Source organism: Actibacterium sp. MT2.3-13A, from assembly GCF_018139985.1.
GTDB lineage: Bacteria > Pseudomonadota > Alphaproteobacteria > Rhodobacterales > Rhodobacteraceae > JAGSOU01.
Genome location: NZ_JAGSOU010000040.1, coordinates 1 through 3,856, shown reverse-complemented (window position 1 = coordinate 3,856; position 3,856 = coordinate 1). Strand labels below are relative to the sequence as shown.

Annotated in this window: 4 protein-coding genes; all 4 read right to left on the bottom strand. The window is 62.3% G+C overall.

Features of this window, described 5'->3' with window-relative positions; all coding sequences use genetic code 11:
• Positions 1–410: 410 nt before the first annotated feature.
• Positions 411–839: a BLUF domain-containing protein gene (locus KCI33_RS17770; protein WP_212526144.1), complete on the bottom strand. Its 429-nt coding sequence runs from the start codon at positions 837–839 to the stop codon at positions 411–413.
• 9 nt (positions 840–848) lie between these two features.
• Positions 849–2,471, bottom strand: a complete 1,623-nt coding sequence (gene pckA, locus KCI33_RS17765; protein WP_212526143.1) for a phosphoenolpyruvate carboxykinase (ATP) — start codon at positions 2,469–2,471, stop codon at positions 849–851.
• On the bottom strand, positions 2,468–3,712 hold the full coding sequence (locus KCI33_RS17760; protein ID WP_212526142.1) for an MFS transporter: 1,245 nt from the start codon (positions 3,710–3,712) through the stop codon (positions 2,468–2,470). The genes pckA and KCI33_RS17760 overlap by 4 nt, the downstream gene beginning before the upstream one ends.
• A gap of 45 nt (positions 3,713–3,757) precedes the next feature.
• A partial coding sequence (locus KCI33_RS17755) for an NAD(P)(+) transhydrogenase (Re/Si-specific) subunit beta (RefSeq protein WP_212525303.1) occupies positions 3,758–3,856 on the bottom strand: 99 nt, incomplete at its 5' end.

The following is a 3,856-nucleotide window of genomic DNA, read 5'->3' as shown; positions in this document are numbered from 1 at the left end:
CTCCGCTCCCGGCGCGCTTGCCCAAACCGACCAACCCAACTACCAATCCCAAACCCGCAGACTCTCGTTATGAACGAGGGACCACCGGGGGGCAGGTCACGGGCATTCGGCAGACGCTTCAGGCGTCTCGTAGCCAGGCGCCGGATGTGGTCGAGCGTGGTTGAAATCGTTCGCCCAGCCCCGGGCACTGTCCGCGGAAGGACCAAAGGCTCGTCGTGACCGGACCTCAGAATTGGAACACAGAGACCCGTTTGACCGACGCCGCGGACGCCGCGCCGGGCCCTTCATTTCGCCGGCCCAAGACTCAGCCGGCCCGTTCTCCCTCCGGTTGCGACGGGCGGTTCGATCGGGTGACAGCCGGCATCGCCCTTGCGACAGATCAGGCCGACTGCACGATGGCGGGCTTCACGTCAGTCGCAAAAGCTCCGCAGGAGATCGAGTGCTTCCGGAAGTGCATTATTCTCAGCCCTCCTCCAAAATGCGTCACTGCCCATATCCGCAAAACCGGGGAAATCCCTCAGGTCGAATTCTTCGACATTCCTGAAGCCCATGGACCAGTCAGAGAACATTCGCTTTTCGGAACGACCCTCCTCAACCACGATGACCGAGTGATGCCGATCGTCATTCGCTATCCTTTCCCAGACTTCCTCGATCCGGGTTTCCGGTCCTTCAAGGAACTGAAGGAAATTGCCCCTGCCGTATTCATCGTTGTAGCGATAGATCAGCAGACCGGTGATCCCATCGGCCGTGTTTCGCGCGCGGCTGCGCTCGAGCAGGTGCTGCAATTCCTCCGCGTCGAACGGCGCTATGGCCTGGCTGACATATGCGATGAACTTCATTCTCGTGCCCTATTCATGTTCCGCCTTTTCGACCGCCGTCGCCAAGGGTCTGGCGCGGTCCATCAGGCCTTCTATCTTCAGCGCCGCAAGCCGGGGTAGAATTCTGTCGCGCAACTGGCCCGCCGACTCCCAAAAGGCCGCCCGGTCCCGCCACGTCTCCTCGGGGTTAAGGAAAGGGATCGTTTCCTCAGGCCCCGACGTCGGTATGGACAGGCCCCACACAGGATCCTTCACATAGTCCGACCGATCCAGTAGTCCAGCCATCGCGGCATTCAACAGACGTCGGGTCACACGGATCGGCATCCTGTTCCCGGTGCGCGCATTGCCCCCGCTCCAGCCGGTGTTGACCAGCCAGACATTCGCGCCGCAGTCGGCGAGACGCCGTTCGAACAGGTCGGCATAGACATGTGGGGCGCGCGTGAGAAACGGCGCGCCGAAGCAGGTCGAGAAGGTGGGTTCCGGCTCGGTCACGCCGCGCTCGGTGCCAGAGACCTTGGAGGTGAAGCCCAGAAGGAACAGGGCGCGTGCTTCTTTTGGGGTAAGGCGTGCAATAGGGGGCGTGACCCCAAAGGCGTCGCAGGTCAGCAGGAAGATGTTCCGCGGCGTGCCCCCCCTCGAATCCACGTTCGCGTTTGGCAGGACGCTCAGCGGATAGGCGGCACGGGTGTTTTCGGTGAGAGACGCATCATCGAAATCGATCTCTCGCGTGCGTGCGTCGACCACGACGTTCTCCAGCACCGTGCCGCAAGAATGGACGGCCGCCCAGATGTCCGGTTCAGCCTCCTGGGACAGCCGGATGGTCTTGGCATAGCAGCCACCCTCGAAATTGAAGACGCCGTCGTCAAACCAGCCATGCTCATCATCGCCGATCAGGGCTCGGTTGGGATCGGCGGACAGAGTGGTCTTCCCGGTGCCGGACAGGCCGAAGAAGAGCGCCGTGTCACTGGGATCTTCGATCGCATGATTGGCCGAGCAATGCATCGGCATGATGCCGCGCTCGGGATAGAGGTGATTGAGGATCGTGAAGGCGGATTTCTTATTCTCGCCCGAGTATTCAGTTCCCGCAATCAGCACCAGCCGCTGCTCGAAACTCAGGGCGATGCAGGTCTCCGACCGGCACCCATGGCGTTCAGGATCAGCCAGAAAGTCCGGGACGTTGATGATCGTGAAGTCCGGAACGTATTCCTCCAGCGCCGCGCGGTCGGGGCGCCTCAGCATATGACGCAGGAACAGGGCGTGCCAGGTGTAGTCCGCTACCAGCCGGATGTTGACGGAATGCTCCGCCACCGCGCCGCAGACAAGATCCTGGACCTCGACGTTCCTCTCTCTCAAATAGTCGAAGATGTCCTTCTTCATGCGCTCGAAATGCACGGGCGACATGCGGCTATTGCCGTCCCACCAGATATCGGCCTCGGTTTCCGGCTCCGCAACGATATGCTTGTCCTTCGGCGAGCGGCCGGTGAATTTACCCGTATTTACCGCCAGCGCGCCTTGTGCGGTCAAAAGCCCCTCCTTGCGTGCCAGCGCCGTCTCCAGCAACACGGCGTTCGAGGCATTGTAGCGGGCGGAACGGGTCGAGATCCCCTGTGCCGCCAAGCCGCTGTGTGGATTCCATGTGCCGGTTTCAATCATTCGCTTGATCCTTTGGTCTGCGAAGTTTCAAGTCGCTTGCCGGGACCGAACAGAAGCGCAGGAATGGCCAGCGCAACGGCAAGCAGGATGATAAGTGCGACCTCGAAGCCTCCGGTCAGGTCACACAGGATTCCGAAAGTCAGCGGGCCCAGCGTTCCGCCTATCTCCGCCACGGCGAAAAAGGCCGCAACGACGAGAATGCGCTTGCGGGGGGTAAACCGCACATGGCCCACGATCGGAATGAGAGCAATCGTCAGGAGCGGCCCCACGGCGAAACCCATGGCAAGGAAACCCGCAACGAAGTAGGGGCGGCCCCATAACCCCATCATCGCCAGGGTGCCCGACGCGACGAGGCCAGCCAGGCACATCGCCACGCGGATATGACTTCCCCGCGTCACCGCCAGGGGCGGAATGACCAGCAGCGCCAAGAGACCCAGGGCCATGGCCAGCGCCGCGATCAATCCGGCGGAGCCGCCGTCATAGCCTGCGGACCGGGCGACTTCCATTCCCCAGAAGCGGAAGCCGTGATCGACGAAAAGCGTCGCAGCCCCAGCCAGGCAGATGAGTGCCAGAAAACCCCGGTCGCGAGACAGGGGAAGCCCGGACCGTTCTGGGTCTCCGCCCGGCCCGGTGTCGCCGGCCAACGCGCTTCGGATCGGGATCCAGCCGGCCAGGAAAATGGTGGAAATCGCCGCCCAGGTCAGCAGGACCATGCGCCAATTGCCGAAGAACGGGATGAGCACGGGCCCACTGAGGGAGTATGTCAGGATGTTCGCCACCCCCGGCGCGGTGATGTAGGCCCCCATGGCGAAGCCGAGCGCGCGACCGGAAAAGAGTTGCCCGACGAGGACGGGCGCGCCGATCGAAATGACAGGCCCACCGGCGCCCAGCAGGGAGACTGCGATGAGGAGGCTGGGGAAATCCCATGCCGCCCCCCTCAGGACAAGGGACGCCAGGACGATCAGCCCTCCGACGGTCAGCGTCGTCGGTATGCCATGGCGCAGCATGAACAAGGCTCCCGGGATCGCAGTGAAAACATAGAGGAATTGCCAGGATCCCAGCACCATTCCCATCTCGCTCGATGAGAGCCCGAGATCGGTCTGGACCGCGGAAACAAGCGGCGCTATCCCGACCTGCCCGAGACCGAAACACAGATAGAGCCCCCACAGACCGGCAAGGACCGCCCAGCGATAAGCCCTCAGCCCGGACTGCAACCTGTCTTCCGCCATCGTATCGGTCATGTGCTTGCGTGAGGCGTCCCAATGGGCGGGACGCCTCCCATTTCCTCACTCGATCATGGTCAGGAGCTTGTCGATGGAGGCCTTTGCGTCGCCGTAATACATCCGCGTATTCTCCTTGAAGAACAGCGGGTTCTCGATGCCCGA